The sequence below is a fragment of the Kitasatospora sp. NPDC048722 genome (assembly GCF_040650235.1).
Lineage (GTDB): Bacteria > Actinomycetota > Actinomycetes > Streptomycetales > Streptomycetaceae > Kitasatospora.
The window spans coordinates 1-18,826 of the sequence record NZ_JBEZGX010000101.1 but is presented as its reverse complement, the minus strand read 5'-3'; the positions used below and the strand labels follow the sequence as shown (position 1 = coordinate 18,826).

19 protein-coding genes are annotated in these 18,826 nt (G+C 74.6%); 9 read left to right on the top strand and 10 right to left on the bottom strand.

Annotated elements, in window-relative coordinates:
* Window positions 1–120: 120 nt before the first annotated feature.
* Window positions 121–1,389: an IS701 family transposase gene (locus tag AB0C76_RS39670; protein ID WP_359975112.1), complete on the top strand. Its 1,269-nt coding sequence runs from the start codon at window positions 121–123 to the stop codon at window positions 1,387–1,389.
* A gap of 22 nt (window positions 1,390–1,411) precedes the next feature.
* On the opposite strand, the gene AB0C76_RS39665 is transcribed toward AB0C76_RS39670, so the two are convergent.
* The 3 genes from AB0C76_RS39665 to AB0C76_RS39655 all read right to left on the bottom strand — a co-directional run bounded on the left by AB0C76_RS39665 (window position 1,412) and on the right by AB0C76_RS39655 (window position 5,330).
* A complete protein-coding gene (locus tag AB0C76_RS39665; RefSeq protein WP_359975110.1) occupies window positions 1,412–2,449 on the bottom strand; it encodes a hypothetical protein in 1,038 nt (345 codons plus the stop codon).
* Window positions 2,450–2,510: 61 nt separating this feature from the next.
* Window positions 2,511–4,352 (bottom strand): serine/threonine-protein kinase, encoded by a 1,842-nt coding sequence (locus tag AB0C76_RS39660; protein WP_359975108.1) that lies wholly within the window; start codon window positions 4,350–4,352, stop codon window positions 2,511–2,513.
* 522 nt (window positions 4,353–4,874) lie between these two features.
* Window positions 4,875–5,330, bottom strand: a complete 456-nt coding sequence (locus tag AB0C76_RS39655; protein WP_359975106.1) for a hypothetical protein — start codon at window positions 5,328–5,330, stop codon at window positions 4,875–4,877.
* Between the two features lie 498 nt (window positions 5,331–5,828).
* Here AB0C76_RS39655 and AB0C76_RS39650 point away from each other — a divergent pair, with 498 nt between their 5' ends.
* From AB0C76_RS39650 to AB0C76_RS39630, 5 genes are all read left to right on the top strand, one after another.
* A complete protein-coding gene (locus AB0C76_RS39650; protein ID WP_359975104.1) occupies window positions 5,829–8,063 on the top strand; it encodes a CRISPR-associated endonuclease Cas3'' in 2,235 nt (744 codons plus the stop codon).
* 30 nt (window positions 8,064–8,093) lie between these two features.
* Complete coding sequence (locus tag AB0C76_RS39645) at window positions 8,094–9,014, top strand: alpha/beta hydrolase (protein ID WP_359975102.1); 921 nt, start codon at window positions 8,094–8,096, stop codon at window positions 9,012–9,014.
* A gap of 12 nt (window positions 9,015–9,026) precedes the next feature.
* The gene (locus tag AB0C76_RS39640) at window positions 9,027–9,155 is read left to right on the top strand and encodes a hypothetical protein (protein WP_359975100.1); all 129 of its coding nucleotides are present in this window, start codon (window positions 9,027–9,029) and stop codon (window positions 9,153–9,155) included.
* Between the two features lie 141 nt (window positions 9,156–9,296).
* The gene (locus tag AB0C76_RS39635; RefSeq protein ID WP_359975098.1) at window positions 9,297–9,662 is read left to right on the top strand and encodes a hypothetical protein; all 366 of its coding nucleotides are present in this window, start codon (window positions 9,297–9,299) and stop codon (window positions 9,660–9,662) included.
* Window positions 9,663–9,763: 101 nt separating this feature from the next.
* Window positions 9,764–9,949: a KOW motif-containing protein gene (locus tag AB0C76_RS39630; RefSeq protein WP_359975096.1), complete on the top strand. Its 186-nt coding sequence runs from the start codon at window positions 9,764–9,766 to the stop codon at window positions 9,947–9,949.
* Between the two features lie 249 nt (window positions 9,950–10,198).
* On the opposite strand, the gene infA is transcribed toward AB0C76_RS39630, so the two are convergent.
* Window positions 10,199–10,420 (bottom strand): translation initiation factor IF-1, encoded by a 222-nt coding sequence (gene infA, locus AB0C76_RS39625; protein ID WP_359975094.1) that lies wholly within the window; start codon window positions 10,418–10,420, stop codon window positions 10,199–10,201.
* Between the two features lie 56 nt (window positions 10,421–10,476).
* Window positions 10,477–11,283, bottom strand: a complete 807-nt coding sequence (locus AB0C76_RS39620) for a GNAT family N-acetyltransferase (protein ID WP_359975092.1) — start codon at window positions 11,281–11,283, stop codon at window positions 10,477–10,479.
* Window positions 11,284–11,581: 298 nt separating this feature from the next.
* On the opposite strand from AB0C76_RS39620, the gene AB0C76_RS39615 reads away from it, so the two are divergent.
* The gene (locus AB0C76_RS39615) at window positions 11,582–12,088 is read left to right on the top strand and encodes a hypothetical protein (RefSeq protein WP_359975090.1); all 507 of its coding nucleotides are present in this window, start codon (window positions 11,582–11,584) and stop codon (window positions 12,086–12,088) included.
* A gap of 197 nt (window positions 12,089–12,285) precedes the next feature.
* Window positions 12,286–12,606, top strand: a complete 321-nt coding sequence (locus AB0C76_RS39610; RefSeq protein WP_359975088.1) for a hypothetical protein — start codon at window positions 12,286–12,288, stop codon at window positions 12,604–12,606.
* A 20-nt stretch (window positions 12,607–12,626) separates the two neighbouring features.
* Here AB0C76_RS39610 and AB0C76_RS39605 read toward each other — a convergent pair whose 3' ends face one another.
* On the bottom strand, window positions 12,627–13,454 hold the full coding sequence (locus AB0C76_RS39605) for a hypothetical protein (RefSeq protein ID WP_359975087.1): 828 nt from the start codon (window positions 13,452–13,454) through the stop codon (window positions 12,627–12,629).
* A gap of 48 nt (window positions 13,455–13,502) precedes the next feature.
* A complete protein-coding gene (locus AB0C76_RS39600; RefSeq protein ID WP_359975085.1) occupies window positions 13,503–15,713 on the bottom strand; it encodes an MMPL family transporter in 2,211 nt (736 codons plus the stop codon).
* Between the two features lie 133 nt (window positions 15,714–15,846).
* Between AB0C76_RS39600 and AB0C76_RS39595 the strand changes: the two genes are divergently transcribed.
* Entirely contained in the window at window positions 15,847–16,470 is a 624-nt protein-coding gene (locus tag AB0C76_RS39595) for a TetR/AcrR family transcriptional regulator (protein ID WP_359975083.1), read from the top strand.
* A 205-nt stretch (window positions 16,471–16,675) separates the two neighbouring features.
* Here AB0C76_RS39595 and AB0C76_RS39590 read toward each other — a convergent pair whose 3' ends face one another.
* From AB0C76_RS39590 to AB0C76_RS39580, 3 genes are all read right to left on the bottom strand, one after another.
* Window positions 16,676–17,113: a hypothetical protein gene (locus AB0C76_RS39590; RefSeq protein ID WP_359975081.1), complete on the bottom strand. Its 438-nt coding sequence runs from the start codon at window positions 17,111–17,113 to the stop codon at window positions 16,676–16,678.
* A gap of 126 nt (window positions 17,114–17,239) precedes the next feature.
* Window positions 17,240–18,529 (bottom strand): ABC transporter substrate-binding protein, encoded by a 1,290-nt coding sequence (locus AB0C76_RS39585; RefSeq protein WP_359975079.1) that lies wholly within the window; start codon window positions 18,527–18,529, stop codon window positions 17,240–17,242.
* Window positions 18,526–18,826: hypothetical protein (locus AB0C76_RS39580; protein ID WP_359975077.1), on the bottom strand; the 301-nt coding region annotated here is incomplete at its 5' end. The genes AB0C76_RS39585 and AB0C76_RS39580, both read right to left, overlap by 4 nt.

Genomic DNA, 18,826 nt, shown 5'->3' with positions numbered 1-18,826 from the left:
GTGAGAACTGGAACGGCCACCGCGTGATCATCAAGGGTTGTGTGGACTCATGACGATCACGCGGTGGCCGCGGATCACAGCATAGACGCCGCCCGTTGGCGGGCGATGTTTGACCAGGCCATGGCCCGGATCGCAGGCCGGTTCAAGCGGGTGGAGCCGCGAGCGACAGCCCGCGCCTTCGTACTCGCCCTGCTGTCCGGCGTCGAGCGGAAGAACTGCTGGCAGCTGGCCGAACAGGCCGGCCATACCCGACCCGGGCCGATGCAGAGGCTGCTGCGAACCACCCGCTGGGACGCCGACACTGTCCGCGACGACATCCGCGCCTACGTCTTCGAACACCTCGGCGCCGACAACGGCGTGCTGATCGTCGACGAGACCGGCTTCCTGAAGAAAGGCGCCGCCTCGGCCGGCGTGCAGCGGCAGTACACCGGGACGGCAGGCCGAATCGAGAACACTCAGGTCGGCGTCTTCCTCGCCTACGCCTCCAGCAGAGGACGGGCGTTGATCGATCGTCGTCTCTACCTGCCCGACGCCTCGTGGTGCCAGGACGCCGAGCGCCGAACCCGCGCCGGGGTGCCCGACCAGACGAAGTTCGCGACCAAGCCGACGCTGGCCGGGCAAATGATCACGGCGGCACTGGACGCCGGGATCGGCGCCTCCTGGGCGACCGGCGACGAGGCCTACGGTCAAGACCCGGCTCTGCGTGCCCTGTTGGAGTCCCGTCGGATCGGCTACGTCCTGGCCGTCGCCTGCAGCACACGGGTGCGGATCAACCAGGGACGGACCGCCGTCCGCGCCGACGCCGTGGTCGACCGCCTGCCCGCCTCGGCCTGGCACCGGCAGAGCGCCGGAGCCGGCGCGAAGGGGCCGCGCTACTACGACTGGGCCTGGATCGAGATCGGTACCGACGGCCACCGGCACCTGCTGACCCGCCGAAACCCGCACAGCGGCGTACTCGCCTTCTACCTGTGCTGGTCCCCGACACGGGTGCCGCTGTCCGAACTGGTCCGGGTGGCCGGGACCAGGTGGTGCATCGAGGAGTGCTTCCAGGCCGCGAAAGGCCAGGTCGGCCTGGACCACTACCAGGTCCGCCACTGGACTGCCTGGCACCGGCACATCACCCTGGCCATGCTCGCTCTGGCCTTCCTGGCCGTCCTCGCCGCCGACGCGACGCCGGCAAGGACCGCACAACCGAACCGGCCCGCCCGCAGCACTGACCCGATCGACCTGACCGTCCCCGAGATCCGCCACCTGCTCGGCGCCTTTCTGGTCCCACCGGCCACATCCCCACACAGCCTGCTGACCTGGTCAAACTGGCGCAGACACCATCAAGCAACCGCCCGCCGCAGCCACTACCGGCGACGCCTCGCCGAGCCCTCAACCGGATAGATCACGAAGTCACACTGGAGTACTAGGAGCAGTGGTAGGGGAAGGTGGCGGTCGCGGTGCGGGCGGTGGGCGAGAGGATCTCCAGGGTGGCAGTGGCCTGGAGGGAGCCCTGGCCGTCGAAGGTCCAGCGCAGCACCAGGTCGGTGTGGCGCGTGCCGGAGCGGACGTCCTGCACGAGCTCGTCCGAGGTCGTGCCGTCGCTGCGCTGCCAGCGGTAACGGATGCTGCCGGCGCCGCCGTTGGTCTCCACCGAGGCCGTGACGACGGCGGTGCCCCCGCAGCCGGGTCCCGCCGGGTCGGTGGTCACGCCGACGGAGGTGACGGCCAGGGCGGTCGTGTGGAAGCGCCAGAACAGCAGTGCCAGGACGGCGAGGAGCACGGCCACCGGCACCAGCCACCTGCGCACGCGGCGGGGCCGCTCGGGCTGCCGGTCCGCCGTCGTCCCGCCGTGCCACGCGGCGGCGGCCTGCGGCGGGACGCCGGGGCCGAAGCGGCGCAACTCGCCGGGGGCGAGGGGGCGTTCGTCCGGTGCGGCGGCAGAGGTGGAGGCCTCGGGAGTGGGCGCGGGCTCCGCTTCCTCCTCGACCTCCGATGCCGGGAGCGGCTCGGGCAGCGTGGCGCTCTCCCCCGGCCGCGGCGCGCCGCCCCAGACCCGGGGATCGAGGAACGTGGCGCTCTCGGCCTCGGCGGAGTCGAGGCGCACGGTGGCCTCGGCGTCCGGTGTGCCGGGCCCCGCCGGGGAGAGCCGGACCGTGCGGTCCGCACGCGGGTCGGGCACGCCGAGGGGCGGGCGCGGCAGCGGGACCGTCCCGGACTCCCCCGTCGGACGCCCGCGCTCCTCCTTGTCCAGACGCACCGTCTCCACCGCATCCGGCCCACCCAGCGGCGGGCGGGAGAGCCGGACGGTGCGGTCCGTGCGCGGGGCGGGGACGGAGTCGAGGCGCACCGTCGCCTCGGCGTCCCGACGGCTGGTCTCCTCCCCCTCGCCCGTACCCGGACCGAGCCGGACGGTCTGGTCCGCGCCCGGGGTGGGGGCGGCGTCGGGGTGGGGCGTGGACATGGCTTTCTCCAGGGCGAGGGGTGGGGCGGGCACGATCGGGACCGGCAGGGGGGTCAGCGGGTCAGCGGGGCGGGTTGCAGGTGAAGGCGTACATCTCGGCGGACGTCTTGCCCGGCGCGGTCGCGGCCGGGCTGGTGCCGACGCGCACGCCCCAGGTCGTGAAGTTGTCGGCGGAGCCGAAGTCGTGGGTGCGGGTGATGGTGGCGCGGCCGTTCTGGACCGGCACGGTGTCGGTGGCGACGGTGACGGCGCGTCCGCCCGAGCTGTGGTACCAGCTGAGGGTCAGGGTCCCGGTCGCGTTGCCCTGGGCGACCACCGTGACGGCGGCGGTCAGGGCCCAACGGCCGCCGCAGGACAGCGAGTCCAGGTTCACCGAGCTGATGGTGATGGTGGCGGGCGCGACGGTCTGGGTCGGCGAGGGCGAGGGCGCCTGGGTGGTCGGGCCGCCCTGGGCGGGACCGGGGCCGGGGCCGGCGGGCGGGGCCGACGTCGGCGCGGCGGGGCCGGCCGGTGCCGGCTGCGGCCCGGGGGCGGAGGGCGTGCCCGGTGCGGAGGGCGTCTTGCCGCCCGGCGTGGCCGGGGCGGACGGGGTCGGGGTGGCGGACGCGGTGATGGACGCGGTGGCCGTCGGCGTCGCTGTGGCGGACGGGGTCGGGGCGGCGCCGGCCGTGCTGGGCGCAGCGGACGGGCTGCCGGTCGGGTCGGGCGCGCCGAGGCTGGTGGTGGCCTCGGGTGAGGCGCCGCCGAGCACCGTGCGGGCGCCGCCGTCGGCGGCCCCCGCCATCGCGACGGTGGTGAGGGTGGCCAGGGCGATGACGCCGGCCGCGACGCCGGTGAGCACCTTGCCGCGGGTCCCCGGTCGGGCGGTCAGGGGCGGGCGGGCGGCGGCCGGGGCGGCGTCGGCGCCCACGGCCATGGCGGCGTCCGTGTAGGCGTCCGTCTCGGCCGGGCCGAGGAGGGTGTGGGCCAGCGAGGTGCCGCCGCCGGCCGCGCCCCCGGCGCCGGGCAGCAGCAGCGCGAGGAGGGCGACCAGCGCCGTCAGGTCGCGGCGGCCCTTCTCCTCCCAGTACGGCCCGTAGGCGGACGCCGCGACGGCCTCCAGCTGCTCGACGAGCGCGGCCGCGCTGGCGGGCCGGGCCTCGGGTTCCTTGGCCAGGCCCGCCAGGATCAGCGGCCGGACCGGCTCCGGGGCCAGCTCGGCCGGGATCGGCGCCTCGGTGTGCTGGACGGCGAGTTCGGCGATCGTGGCGCCCTCGTAGGGGCGGGCGCCGGTGAGGCACTCGAAGAAGGTGGCGGTCGCGGCGTAGACGTCGCCCGCCGGGGAGGCGGCCCGGCCCGCCCACTGCTCGGGCGGCATGTAGGCGGGGGTGCCGGAGACGTCGCGGTCGGAGCCGCTGGGCACGGCGATGCCGAAGTCGACCAGCTTCGAGGTGCCGACGGTGTCGACCAGGACGTTGGCGGGCTTGTAGTCGCGGTGCACGACACCGGCTCCGTGCGCGGCGGCCAGGCCCAGCAGCGAGCCCTTCAGGACCACCAGGGCGGCCTCCGGCGTGGTGGCGCCCTCCGCGCGCAGCAGGTCGCGCAGCGCGATGCCGTCGACCAGTTCCATCACGATGGCCGAGCCCTGCCCGCCCTCGACGTACTCGTAGAGCCGGGTGACGTACGGGGAGGCGATGCCGGCGAGGACCTCGGCCTCGGCGCGCAGCGCGACGGAGGCGGCGGAGGCGTGGAGGTGCTTGATCGCCACCGGGGTGCCGGTGGCGCGGTGGCGGGCGAGCACGACCCGGCCGCTCGCGCCGGCGCCGAGCTCGCGTTCGTAGAGGTACTCCGGGAGCTCCCAGAGGCGTTCGGCGGGCGCGGTGGCGCCGCCGGGTCTGTGGTCCTCGGCCTGTCTGTCGTCCATCGTCCTGCGCTCTTCCCGTTCCTGCCGGCTGCCTGCTCGGCTCCGCGGCGCCGCACCTTACGCCACGCCGACTACCGGCGGGGACGCGGGCCGTGAACGGCGGGTTCCGGCGGCCGCGGCCGGGAAGGTCACGATTCGGGTTGATTCGCACAGCGTCCAAACCATCGGTCGTGCGAACGTGTCCGACCACACGGTTTCCGGGGAGGCGGCGCGCGATCATCACCCGGTGCATGCACTCACGGGCACGTCGCGGGTCTTGACGGACGGCAGGACGGCGCCGGGACACAGGCGCCAGGTGACGGAGGGTAGTTCCGGCCGAGCGACGCGGGGGCCACGGTCCGGACGCTGCCGTCCTCGGCGCTCCCAGCGGCACCGATCCGGCGACGCGCACCGGAACGATCCGCCGGCCCGGAGGAACACCGGCGCCTCGGCGGCATGCCCCGGCTGCGGACCGGGGCATGCCGCCGAGGCGCAACCGACCGTGGCCACCGTGGCACCGGCTGGGCGCAGGCGGCACCCGTTCTACCCCGAGCCGGCCGTCTTGCCCGCCACCGTCGCGCAGGTGGGCGTGCCCAGGGAGCCCGCTAGCGCGGAAGCCCCCTGCGCGTTCTGACTGAACGCAACCTTGTCCCGGTCCAGGGTCTGGCTGAACACCGGATGCGTGTTGTAGATGCTTCCCATCTCCTGGTTGAGGGCGGCAGCCTTGCCGAGGGCTTGGATCAGGCTCGCTCCTCCGTTCGGCTGCCCGGCGATACCGCCGAGAGCCTGCGCGGCCTTCTGCTGCAGAGCTGCGGCCCAATACGAATCCTCCGCGAACTGGTCGTCCAGCGAACCGGAATTGACCCGCACAGGGCTTCCGGCGCCGGCGAGCAGCTGCTGGCAGGCGAGTTCCGCGGCTTCATTCCATGACTGAGTTCCGGCGACCGGGAGTAATCCCGTCGTCGAGGATCCCGCCACCGCCGCCTGGGAGAGTGCCACTGAATCGGTCGACTGCGACCGACCCGACTGGGCGCTCCGATTTCCGCCCCCGTGATCGCTGCTCCCGCATGCACCCAGCGCGACCACGAGGACCGCACCGGCAATCGCTCCCGACAATTTTCTTCTCATCATCCACACCCGCAATTCCGCCTGTGCCTTCTTGTCCCTGCCACATCGAGGCGACTCGTTTCACCTCCCCTCACGCCATCCGCGCGATGGCACGTCTCTAGACCACATTTTTTGCGACACCTGGCGACCTTCGCGCCGTACGGCGCGAGGTGCATCCCCGACGATCACTGGAAGCCGCCGCCGCCCCCGGCCCCGGCCGACAAGGCCCGCACAGCCCCTGGCTCCTCATCACCATCAGATCGCAGGCCCATGCGGTTCGCATCCCGACCAATTGCATGGACATGGCACTCAGTTCCGCGGGCGGGCCTGACACGGACGGGGTGGACGCGAGACCACTCGCCGGGCGGCCTTTCGCCGTAGGTTGGGCGGATGACCGCCGAGTTCGGGACTTTCGCGCGTACCGCCACCGGTTTCACCCCCTACCCGTACCAGTCGGCGCTCGCCGCCGAGGGACTGCCCACACTGCTGGAGGCGCCCACCGGGGCGGGCAAGACCGTGGCCGCCGTGCTGCCGTGGCTGTACCGGCGGCTGGTCGCGGCGCCCGGGGACACGCCGCGGCGGCTGGTGCTGGTGCTGCCGCGGCACAGCCTCGCCGACCAGACCTTCGGCCGGATCTCCGGGTGGCTGGAGCGCCTGGGGCTGACGGACGAGGTGGGCCTGCACCTGCTCGCGGGCGCGGCCGCGCAGGAGGGCGGCTGGCGGCGTGCGCCCGAGCGGAGCGCGATCCTGGTCGGCACGCACGACGTGCTGCTCAGCCGGGCGCTCATGCGCGGTTACGCGGACGCGCGGACGATGGCGCCGGTCTCGTACGCGCTGCTGCACACGGACGCGCAGTGGGTGTTCGACGAGGCGCACCTGCTCGGGCCCGGCCTGTCCACCGGTGCGCAACTCCAGCTGCTGCGGGACCGGCTGGGGACGGCGGCGGCGACCCGGACGATGTGGATGTCGTCGGTGCGCGGGCCTTTCACCCCCGGCGGCAGCACGGTACGGGCGCCGGACACGACCGGGACGCTGCGGCGGATCGCCCGGCTCGACGTCGCGCCCGGGCGGTACGTCGCCGCGCTGGCGCGGGCCGTCGTCGGTGCGCACGTGCCCGGCACCCGGACCGTCGTGGTGCTCAACTCGCTGGAACGGGCACGGGCCGTACACGCCGGCCTGGCCGGACTGGGGTGCGCGGCGCTCCTGCTGCACCCGCACTTCCGGGCCGCCGACCGGCGCCGCGTCCTGGCCGCCGCCTGCGCCGTCTCCGCCTCCGCCTCCGCCGAAGACGGGGGCGAGCGCGACCTCGTCCTCGTCACCACCCCCGCCGTCGAGGCCGGCCCGGACCTCTCCGGCCGCACCGTGGTCACCGAACTCGCGCCCTGGGCCTCGCTGGTGCAGCGCGCCGGGCGCTGCAACCGGCACGGCGAGCACCCGGACGGCGGCGACCTGCTGTGGTGCACGCCGCCCGAGGGCGGCGATGCGGCCGTCGCGCGCTGGCTGACCGCCCACGAGGGCCGGGCCGTCAGCCCCGGCGACCTGCTGGCGGCCCGCGTCGAGACGCCGCCCGCGCCGTCGGGGCCGCGGCGCGAGGACGTCCTGGCCCTGTTCGACTCCCCCGCCGACCGGACCGACACGGTGGACCAGTGGATCTGCGGGCCGGCGGAGGCGGACTCGCTCCCGGCACTGGCCGCCTGGCGCGCCTGGGAGTCCGGCGGACCCGGCGAGGAGGAGCCCGACCCGGCGGGCACCGAACTCTGCCCGGTGCCGCTCGGCGAGCTGCGCCGGCTGCCCGCCGGCCGGGCCTGGCTGCGCGACGCCCTGGACGGCCGGTGGCGCCCCGCCCGACCGGACGACCTGCGGCCCGGTGCCCGCGTGCTCCTGGACGCCCGCGCCGGCGGCTACCTCCCGGACCTCGGCTGGAGCCCGACGAGCCCGGCCCCCGTCCCGTGCGAGGCACCCGGTCCGAGGACACCGGCCTATGTCTGCGCCGCCTGGGTCGGCCTCGACCAGCACCTCCAGGAGACCGCCGAGGAGGCGGGGCTGCTGCTCGCCGCGCTGCCCCAACTCCCCACCGAACTGGGCGAGGCCGTCGTCGTGGCGGCCCGCTACCACGACCTCGGCAAGTGCCACGACGCCTTCCAGGAGAAGCTGCGGGCCGGCCGCACCGACCCGCCCGCCGGCCTGCTCGCCAAGTCCAGGAACGGCGCCGATCCCCTGCCGCCCTACCGTCCGGCCCGCCCCTACTTCCGGCACGAGCTCGTCAGCGCCCTCCTGCTGTGGCACGGCGGCCACCACCCCCTGGTGACCTACCTGGCCGCCGCCCACCACGGCCACGTCCGCATCACCGTGCGCCCGCGCGGCGACGAGGCCCCGCTGCTGCTCGGTGTCGCCGACGGCGACCGCACCCCGCCCGTCGACCTGTCCACCGGCGAGCACTTCCCCGCCCGCACCCTGGACACCGCCGGCTTCCCGCAGGCCTGGACCGAACGCGCCCTCGCCCTGCGCGACACCCCCGGCCTCGGTCCCTTCCGCCTCGCCTTCCTCGAAACCCTCGTCCGCGTCGCCGACTGGCGCGCCAGTGCCCGCCACGACGGCCCCCTGCCGACACCGGCGGATCGTTGACGAACGACGTGCCGGCATGGACGGATGGATGTGATCTTCAGGGCACAGAAGAGCGTGACGACGCCGGTCCTCGACATCGCGTACGAGCAGTTCGGGGAGTTCGCGGCGGGTGCGGGGGTGCCGGTGGTCCTGCTGCACGGATTCCCCTATGACGTGCGGGCGTTCGACGAGGTGGCGGCACGGCTCGCCGCGCGCGGGCGGGTCGTGCTGGTGCCGTACCTGCGCGGGTGCGGTCCGACGGCGTTCCGGGACGGGGGGACGATGCGCAGCGGGCAGCAGGCCGCGCTCGGGCAGGACCTGGTCGACTTCCTGGACGCGCTGGGGATCGGGCGGGCGGTGGTCGCCGGGTACGACTGGGGCGGGCGGGCGGCGTGCGTGGCGGCCGCGCTGTGGCCGGGACGCGTCGCGGGGCTGGTGACGGGCGGTGGCTACCTCGTTCAGGACATCGCGGGTTCGGTGGAGCCGGTTTCGCCGGAGGCGGAGCGCAATCTCTGGTACCAGCACTACTTCCACTCGGAGCGCGGGCGAAGGGGATTGGAGCGCAATCGCGAGGAATTGTGCGCGCTGCTCTGGCGGCTGTGGTCGCCGACCTGGGCCGGGGCCGGCGAGGAGTTCGGGGCGTCGGCGGCGAGCCTGCACAATCCGGACTTCGTCGACGTCGTGGTGCACTCCTACCGGCACCGGTTCGGGCTCGTGGCCGGGGATCCGCGCTACCAGGCGCTGGAGGACCGGCTCGCGGCCGGGCCGCCGATCGCGGTGCCCACGGTCGTGCTGGTCAGCGGCGCGGACGGGGTGAACCCCGCCGACGTGCAGGGCGACACCGGGCGCTTCCGCGGGCCGTGCGAGGTCACCGTCCTGCCGGGGATCGGGCACAACGTGCCGCAGGAGGCTCCCGGGGCGTTCGCGGACGCGGTGCTGGCACTGCCCAGCCAAGCCTGGTCACCGGCATGAGCTGACATTGCGATGGGCAGTGACTCCCCCGCGGCGTTCACCGGAGCCGAGGGCTTCGACCTCGCCGCCCCGCCCGCCGACATCCCCTGGCACCCCCGCCGCATGGCCATCACCCCGGCCGCCGCCCCGGTCACACGGTGACTCGGGGCTGGGGCGCCCGGGCCCGCCCGGGCGCCCCGCACCCGCGCTTTCACGCCTGGTCGGGCGAAAACCCGTGGCCGGGCAGGGCGGTGGGGCGGTTGACTGGAACCGGACGCGACGCCGACCGGTGAGGACGGACTTGTGGAGGACCCGGGTTTCGAGGTCGTGGTGACCGGGGCCCCGGCCCGCGGCGCGGCGCCCCTCCGGGCGGTGCGGGCGGTCACCGGCCTGAGCCTGTGGCGCAGCCGGCAGGTGCTGGACGACCCGCCCGTCGTGCTTCGGGTGGGCCTGTCCTTCGGTGAGGCCGTGCGGATGGCGGAAGGACTGCGCGGGGCCGGCCTGCTGGTCGATGTCCGGTGCGACTGGTGCCGGCGCACGCTGCCCGGCGACGGCACTGCGGTCGATCCCGGGCCGTGCGCGTCGCAGTACTGGCCCGTCGCGCACTGCGGGGCCAACTCCGTGACGGACTGCGGCTGCTGGGTCTGCGCGCTGCGCGGCCAGGGCTGATCCCGGGCTGTCGCCGAGCGCCGGAACGCGCTGCCCGTCACTCCGGTCGGATACGTTGACTCCCCGCCGGAACGTCCGGCGGGGAGCAGCGGGGGCACGGTATGGCGTACGAGGCGGATGTTCGGGTGGGCGACGACGTGCGGGTGACGGGCGGTCCGTTCGCCGGCTCCAGGGGGCCGGTGACGGCCGTCGATCCCGACCGGGGGCGCGTGCGGCTGACCGTGGACGTCCTCGGCGATCCGGCCACCGTCGAACTCCACGCCTCGGACGTCGAGAAGGCCGTCTGACGCGCGGTCAGGCCGTGATGACGAACGAGGCGACGAGGTCGAAGTCGATGGACACGTGGGAGGCCACGCGGTAACCAGCCGCGCCCTACCCACAAGCCCGGTCCTGCACGGCCGGGTCAAGTTGACGTGCCCCACCCATGGAACGTCGTGGGTGGGGCACCGGTCGAATGGTTCGAGGGAATTCGAAGACGATCGCCTGGGAACGCCCGGGCCGCCGGGCGGAAGCCGACGGCCGGGGACGGGCCCGGTCTACCTGTAGCGGTAGCGGATGCGGCCGCGGGTGAGGTCGTAGGGGCTGAGCTCCACGAGGACCCGGTCCTCGGGGAGGATCTTGATGTAGTTCTTGCGGATCTTCCCGCTGATGTGGGCGAGCACGACGTGCCCGTTCTGGAGCTTCACCTTGAAGGTCGCGTTGCGCAGGCACTCGGTGACGGTGCCTTCGACTTCGATGGCTCCTGTTGCTTTGGTCACGGTTTCTCGTTTCCGGTCGGTGGGGCGGTGGATCGCTTGTGTGGTGTGGTGTGGTGTCAGCGGCGGACGAGTTCCAGGATGCTGCCCACGTGCCTGGCCCCCACGCCTTCGAGGAGGGCGATGGCGGCCGTGTTGGTCTCGTCGGCCTCGGCCCAGGCCGAGGCCGTCCCGGCGTGGTGCAGCGAGCCCAGTGTGTGGGCCAGCAGCGCCCGGGCGATGCCCCGGCGGTGTGCCTCGGCGCGGACGGCGATGAGGCCGATCCGCGGGCGGCGGGTCACCGGGGCGAGGCGGAGCAGGCCGAGGTAGCGGTCGTCCTGCTGCGCGACGACGTACTTCGACGGGTCGACCACGGTGGTGCCCGCCGGGCGGGGCAGCACCTCGGCCGGCATCGTCGGCCAGCCGGCGCCGGCCCCGACCTCGTCGCGCACGACGCGGTCCAGGTCGCGCAGCGGGCCTTCCTGCGCCCGGCCGGCGGGCACGATCGTCACGCCCGCCGGGGGCCGTGCCGGGGCGAGCCCGGTGGTGTGCGGGTCGGTGGGCACGACGTAGGTCCGCTCGCGGCGGACGGGGGTGAAGCCGAGCCGCTGCCAGGCGGCCACCGCGTCGTGGTCGGCCTCGTCGGCGACGGTGTGCAGCGGCGCCGGCAGGTCGGCGAGCACCGTGGCGGCGAGGCGGTCGCGGGCCGTGTCGTACCAGGCGTCGACGCTGACGAAGAGCCGCCCGTCGGGCCTGCGCGAGGCGTCGGCGCGGCCGACGACCAGGTCGCCGTCGACGGCCTGCCACTGCGTGTCGGAGACGCGGGTGACGGCGAGCGCGTGCTCGCTCGGGCCCGGGGTGGGGTGCGGGGGCTGGGATGCGTTCATGGTGTTGCCTCTCGGGAGTGCCTTGTCGCAGGGGCTCCCGGGCGACACCAACGTCAATCGCCCACCGTGACGACGAGGGGGAGCACCCACACGGATACAACCTTCACGGGTCTCACACCTCCTCACGTTCTCCACGGCTGCACAGACAGTAACAGCAAGGAGCGGACCGGCCCAACCGATTTACCGCGGGCGACTGCTCGTACACCGATCGTCGACGGTCCGTTGACGCGCGCCGCATAGCTTCCTGAGCCTGCGACCTGCCCGAACCGCGGGCCGGTGCCGAAGGGAGGACCCTCTCGTGCTGCGCAAGACCCGAGCACTGCTGGCCGGTTCCGTCGCCGTCCTGGCCCTCAGCCTCACCTCGACCGCCTTCACCGCCTCTGCCGCCGGGGACCAGAGCGGCATCGACGCCTGCGCCCGCGAGGCGAAACTGGCCGGCTTCGCCAAGGACAAGTCGGGCGAGGGCCGCAACGACGACGCGATCTACGCGGTGGCGATCGCCATGGCCGAGTCCGGGTGCAACCGCCTGGCCGTCCACACCAACCTGCCCACCGACCCCGACCCGGGCACCAAGGACCTCGGGGCCTGGCAGATCAACGAGAAGTGGTACCCCCAGGTCCACTACCGCGACCCGGAGGTCGTGACGCCCGAGAACTGGCAGGACATGGGCTGGTCGGCGCGGATGGCCTACAAGATCGACACCGACGGCACCGGCCGCGGCTGGGCCTCCTGGGCGGCCTGGAACCTGGGCACCTACCAGCAGTACCTCGGCCAGGCCCGCGACGCGGTCTACCGCGTCTGGTGACGCCCCACCGGGCGTGACACCCCGCCGGACGTGACGCCCCGCCGGGCGTGACGTCCCCGAGCCCCCGGGCCCGGACGGCCGTTTCCCCCTCGGCCGCCCGGGCCCGGGCCTTTTCGCGCGCTGCCGCCGGGCGGTGTCCGTACCGTGTGGGAGGCTGCCGCCGACGACGGTGGGCGACGGGACGGAGGACCGGCGGGATGGGTTTCGCGGGCGGGGTCTGGCGGCTGGTGCGGCAGGAGGAACTGCTCGGCGAGATCCTCATCGACGGGTCCGACTTCCCGTGGCTGGAGGGGAGGTTCGTCCCCACGCCGGCGTTCGCCGCGGTGGAGCCCTGGTTCGACGAGTCGCCGGCCCTGCTGGAGGCGGACGAGATCGAGCACTTCGACGACGCCTACGACCGGATCGCGCAGGCCCTGTCGCTCGTGGCCCCGTCGGGCCCGGTCGCCGAGTTCCTTCTGCACATCGCGGACGGCCGCGCCTGGTTCCGGTGGAGCGACGAACCGTTCGACGAGGACTGAGCCCGCAGGCCGCCGGGGCGTCAGCGGCGGCGGCCCGCGTAGAGCGCGGTGCCGCCGACGGCGAGCAGTGCGGCGGCACCGACCGCGGCGGCGACCAGGAGGTCGTCGTCGGCGCCGGTGGCGGCCAGCACCGGGGCGGCCGTGGCGGTGACGGTGGCCCTGGGCGAGGGCACGGACGAGGAAACGGACGAGGGCCTGGGCGGCGTCACCGGGACGGGGACGGCCGTCCCGCCGGTCGGCGCCACCGTCGGGCGCGGCGTGGGCGTAGCGGTGGGGGTCGGCGTGGCGGTGGGCGCGGGCGTGGCGGTCGGGGTGGGGGTCGGGGTGGGGGCGCAGGCCGTGCCGCCGTTCCAGGAGGCGGTCATCAGGCCGGAGAACGGCTCGTCGGGGTAGTGCGGCAGCGGGTGGTCGCTGTCGCTCCCGTCGTACTTCTCGCCGACCGTGTAGAGGGCCAACTCGCCGTAGCACTGCGGCAGGTGGCCGGTGACGTCGAGGGTGTCCCGGTAGTGCTCGCGGGTGAGCGTGGTGGTCGCCCAGCCGAGGAAGGTCTGGCGGCCCGAGGTCGCCCAGGTCGGGCCCTGCGTCGCGTAGGAACCCAGCGAGACGTGGTAGTCGCAGCCCGCGGCGGGTTCGCCGGCCAGGCGGACCTGGACGGTGGCGGACTCGGCGGGCATGGTGGCGCCGGCCGTCCAGTGGGCGCCGCCGTCGACGGAGTACTGGACCGGCGCCCGCCCGCAGTCGGGGTCGGCGTGGGCGGCGGGCGCTGCGATGACGGCGGCTCCGGCGGTGAGCCCGAGGGCGGTGAGGGCGGTGAGGGTGGGCACGCCGCGGCGAATGTGATGGTGCATCAGGAAGTGCTTTCGGTCGAGGAGTTGATATGGAGGGAGGGGACGGTTTCAGCGGGCCCCGGCCGTGAGTTCGGGGGCGGGGTCGGCATCGGCGGCGGGGTGCCCGGGGTGGCCGTCGCCTTCGATGTCGACGTGCGGCAGCAGGCGGTCGAGCCAGCGGGGCAGCCACCAGTTGCCGTCGCCGAGCAGGACCATGGTGGCGGGCACCAGCAGGCCGCGGACGACGGTCGCGTCCAGGGCGACGGCGCTCGCCAGGCCGATGCCGAACATCTTGACGACGGGGTCGTCGGAGAGCAGGTAGCTGAGGAAGACCGCGACCATGATGAGGGCGGCGGAGCTGATGATCCGTCCGGTGGCGGCGAGGCCGGCCACCACGGCGCGGCGGTTGTCGCGTTCGCGCAGGTAGCCCTCGCGCACGGCGCTGAGCAGGAAGACCTCGTAGTCCATCGACAGGCCGAAGAGCACGGCGAACATCAGCAGGGGCACGTAGCCGGGGATCGGGACGGCGCCCTCCAGGCCGATCAGCCGGGCGCCCCAGCCGTGCTGGAAGACCGCGGCGAGCACGCCGTAGGCGGCGGCGACCGACACCAGGTTCATGACGGCGGCCTTGACGGCGACGACGGGCGAGCGGAAGGCGAGGAGCAGGAGGAGGCCGGCGACGGTCAGGACGAAGCCGACGACGAGCGGCATCCGCTGCGCGATCCGCGCGTTGAGGTCGGCCTGGGCTGCCGGGACGCCGCCGACGTGCGGCACCTGGCCGGTGCCGGCGGTGGCGGCGGGCAGGACGTCCGAGCGCAGGCGGTGGACGAGTGCGGTGGTGGCGGGGTCGGAGGGGGCGGTGGTCGGGGTGACCTGCCAGCGGGCGGTGCGGCCGTCGGCGGCGAGGGCGGGCGGACTGACGGCGGCGACGCCCTGGGCACCGCGCAGGGCGGTGGTGACGGCCGTCAGGCTCGGGTCGGTGCCCCCCGCGCCCGCCTGCACCGGCGCGGGCAGGACGTCGACGACCTGGAGCACGCCGTTGGCGCCCGGGCCGAAGGCCTCGGCCATGCGGTCGTAGGCGGTGCGGCTCATGGTGCCCCGGGCCTTGCTGCCGGCGTCCAGCTGGCCGAGGTGCAGGTGTGCCGCCGGGGCGGCGAGGGCGCCGAGCAGGGCGAGGCCGGCCAGCAGCAGGGGCCACGGCCTGGCCGCGACCAGGGCGGCGATCCGGCCCCAGCCGCGCGGGCGCCCTTCCGGGGCGGGGGCGGCCGGACGGGGTGTCAGGCGCTTGCCGAGCAGCACGAGGACCGCGGGCAGGAGGGTGAGGTTGACGCCCAGTGCCGTCACCACGGCGATCGCGGGCGCGAGGGCCAGGGCGTACAGCAGCGGAAGTCCGCCCAGGGCGAGGCCGGCCAGTGCCGCGACGACGGCGCTGCCGGCGAAGGCGACGGACTTGCCGGAGCCGGCGGTGGTGCGCACGGCCGCGTCCTCGACGCCGATCCCGGCGGCGCGCAGCTCCCGGAAGCGGGTGAGTCCGAAGAGGGTGTAGTCGATGCCGACGCCCAGGCCGATCATCGCGGCGATGGTCTCGCCGGCCTGGGGGACGTCCATCAGGTGGCCGACCAGGCCGAGGACGGGCAGCGCGATGCCGAGGCCGACCACCCCGGCGAGCAGCGGCAGGCCGGCGGCGAGGAGGCTGCCGAGGGTGAGGGTGAGGATCACCAGGGCGGTGCCGAGGCCGATGGCCTCGCTGCGCCCGGTGCTCCCCCGGTCGACCGCGGCGGCGAGCTGGCCGCCCGGGGTCACCTCGATGCCGGCGGCGGTGGCCGGTGCGGCCGCGGCGAGCACGGCGTCGGTCGTCGCGGGCGTCACCTCCCGTCCGGAGACGTCGAGTTCGACGGAGAGGTAGGCGGTGTGGCCGTCGGCGCTCATCGCCGCGGCGCCGGCCGGGTCGTAGGGCGTGGTGACGGCGACGACGTGCGGCACCGCGGCGATGGCCGTGGCGGCGCTGCGGACGGCGGTGGCGGCGCCGGGGGCGGTGAGCGGGGCGGCGCCGGCGGGGGTGTGCAGCAGGAGCGGCTGCTTGCCGGAGGGCGGAGCGGGGAACGCGCGGGCGGCCGTGTCCAGCGCGGCCTGGCTGTCGCTGCCGGGGATGGAGACCTCTTCGCTGGTGACCCGCCCGAGCAGCCCGACGGCGGTGAGCGCGGCGGCCAGCAGCAGGAGCCATGCCGCGACGACGCGCTTGGGTCTGCGGGCGCACCAGCGCCCCACCGTGGTGAACATCTGCGGCGAACGGCCTTTCGTACGCGGAGGGAGGCGCGCCGCCCCCACCGGAAAACTTATTGCACTCACTGTGCAATGCGTACACTTGCACTCGCGGTGCAAGAATGTCAACGAGAGGGCGGAGGAGCCCCACGTGAAACGGTCCGAGACCGCTGCGCCCGCCGCCGACGGGCGCACGGAACGCGGGCGGCAGACCCGCGAGAAGATCGCCGACGCGGTGCTGTCGCTGCTCGACGAGAACCAGGCACACTTCCCCGCCGACAAGGTGGCCGAACGGGCGGGCGTCTCCCGCCGGCTGGTGTTCCACCACTTCGCGGACATGGCCGAGCTCGCCGAGGTGGCCGTCAACCGGCGCCTGGAGCAGCTCGCGACCCAGATCCGACCGCTTCCCACCGAGGGGCCTCAGGAGCTGCGGGTCACGGCCCTCACCGAGCAGCGCGCCCGCATCCTGGAGGGCGTCACGCCGGCCAGACTCGCCGTCATGCGGCTGGAGAACCCCTCCCCGCCGGTCCAGGAGGCCGTCCGGCAGATGCTGGACTTCGCCCGCCTGCGGCTCACCCAGGTCTTCGCCGCGGAACTCGACCCGCTCCCCGAACCCGCCCGGAGCGACCTGCTCAACGGCCTGGACGCGGTGACCACGTGGAGCGCCTGGCACCACTGGCGCAGCTCCGGCCAGAGCCCCGAGGAGGCGCGGCACACCATGGCCGCCACCGTCCGCACGCTCCTCGCCGGGGCCGAACGGACGCCGGAGGGCTGACGGGGACCGGTGCGGGCCCGGCCGGGAGGGACACGGATCGTTCACAGGTCGGGGGCGGGGAGGGCCGATCGGCGGCCGCCGTGCCGGCCACCGAGTACGGCGGCGACTCCGGCGCCGGCAGCTCCACCCCCGCACGCGCGCGGGCTGAGAACGCCTCCGGGAAGGAGTGATCCGGGCGGGTGCCGGCTGTCGGCACCCGCCCGGATCACTCCTTCCCGGGACCGTCCACCGACTTCCCGCGACCGCCCGCCGACTTCCCGGGGGTCCCCACCGACAGCTTCTCTCCGTCCACCAGCAGGCCGAAGAACGCCGCCGCGAAGATCGACAGCGCCGGCGCGGCCGCGGACCGGTCCGTGAGCCCGGTCATCAGCGCGCCGGTGAGGGCGCCGAGGAAGGTGCAGCCCAGCAGCACCCACCAGCAGAACCGCTGCCCCTTCCCCTGCGGGTTCGCCAGGGTGCCGATGATCAGGCTCACGATCCCCGACAGCCCGAGCTGCCCCAGGTCGGGGGTGTTGTCCCGGGAGAGTTCGTAGCCCAGGAACCCGATGATCAGCGCGAGTGCCGCCATGGCGAATCCCGAGACCCATCCCTCCGGGAGGTCCAGGACCTTCGCGGCCTTCGTGCGGGTGGGGTCGTCGCTCACGCAAGGACTGTAGGCGCCGACGACGGCCGGCGCCGGACGGAGGCGCGCCGTGTTGGCGCCTGCCGCCCGGGCGGAGCAGCCGGGCGGTGTCGGCTCCGGCGGACGGGGCGCGCCGCCGGTCCGAGGTCAGGCGGAGACGGTGGCCCGAACCCGGTCCAGGTCAGCGAGCAGGGTGTCCAGCTGCGAAGGGTCGTCGGCGTAGGCGAGCACGGCCCGGTAGAACGCGCTCTGCATCGCGTCGGGCATCAGGTCGGAGGCGTCGAACCGCACCGCCCGGGCGTCGACCAGCAGTTGGCCCAGGCGGCGGGACAGGTCATCCGGGTAGGCGGCGGGGGGCACCTGGCGGTTGGGGCTCAGCGCACCGCCGCGGGCCACCCAGATCCGCTGCGCCTCGGGTGTCGTGAGGTAGGCGACGAGCTGCTGGGCGGCCGGGGTGGCGTGGAACATGCCGAGCAGGTCGCCCGCCACCTCCTCGGTGCCCCTGAACCCCTCGTCGATGGCCGGGAACCGGGCGAAGTCGTAGTCCTCGCCGGCCTTGAGCTGCGGGTCACCCTGCCGGTAGTAGTCCGTGATGAAGGACGCCGCGTGCTCGAAGTAGCAGCCCGGCTGCCGGCCGAACAGCGAGCCGCCCGAGCCGGCGAAGCCGGTGAGCAGCATGCCGCGGGAGTCACCGCGGACCAGGCCCTTGGCGGCGACCACGTCTCCCCAGGTCTGCCAGGCCCGTTTGATCGCCGGGGAGTTCCAGGCGAGCGCGCCGCTCGCCCACTGGTCGTAGACGTCCGGTCCGGACTGGGCGAGGACGATGTCCTCCAGCCAGTCGGTGCCCGGCCAGCCGGAGGCGGAACTGGACTCCAGCCCGACACACCACGGGGAAACGCCCGACCCGGCGATCTGCCGGTCCAGGGTGTTCAGCTGGTCCCAGCTTCCGGGTGGCGTCCAGCCGTGTGCGGCAAGGGCCTTGGGGGAGTACCAGATGAGGCTCTTCACCGTGGCCTTGACGAACACGGCGTACTGCTTGCCGTCCACGGCGCCCAGCCGCACCCAGCTCGCTCCGTACTGCGCGGCCATGCCCGGCAGGTCGAGCGCACCGTCGAGCGGGGCCAGCCGGCCGGCCCGGGCGTACTGCACCAGCTTTCCGGGACTGGAGAGGACGGCGAGGTCGGGCGGCGTGCCGTTGCCGACCCGGTCGGCCAGCACGGTGTCGGAGTCCCGGGAGCCCTGGTAGTCCACCCTGATCCCGGTCCGCTGCTCGAACGGCGCGACCACGGCCAGGAACGAGTCCCGCTCGCTGCCGGTCCAGGTGCCGAGCACGTGGACCACGGGTCCCGACTCGCCGCTGCTGCAGGCCGTGGGGCCGGCGAGGGCGACCAGCACCAGGGCGAGAGCGGCCCGGGCCCAGCGGCCCGCCCCGCTCATCGCGCGGCCCGGTACTCGTCGATCCGCGGCCAGAGGCCGCCCAGGCAGAGCGCCGCGATGGCGGCGCACAGCACCGGGAGCGCGCGGCCCAGGCCCAGGTCTGAGCGGGCCGCCGACTCGGCGTCGGCCAGCCGCTGCCGGTCCGGCTCCGCGAGCCTGGCCAGGTCGGCGTCGAACGCCGCGCCGGCGCCGCCCAGGAGACCCTGGACGAGGAACGGATCGAGACCAGCAACAGCCCCATCGGCCGCGCACTGCCCGGCTACCGCACGCTCGTCCTCGACGGCCACGGCAACCCCG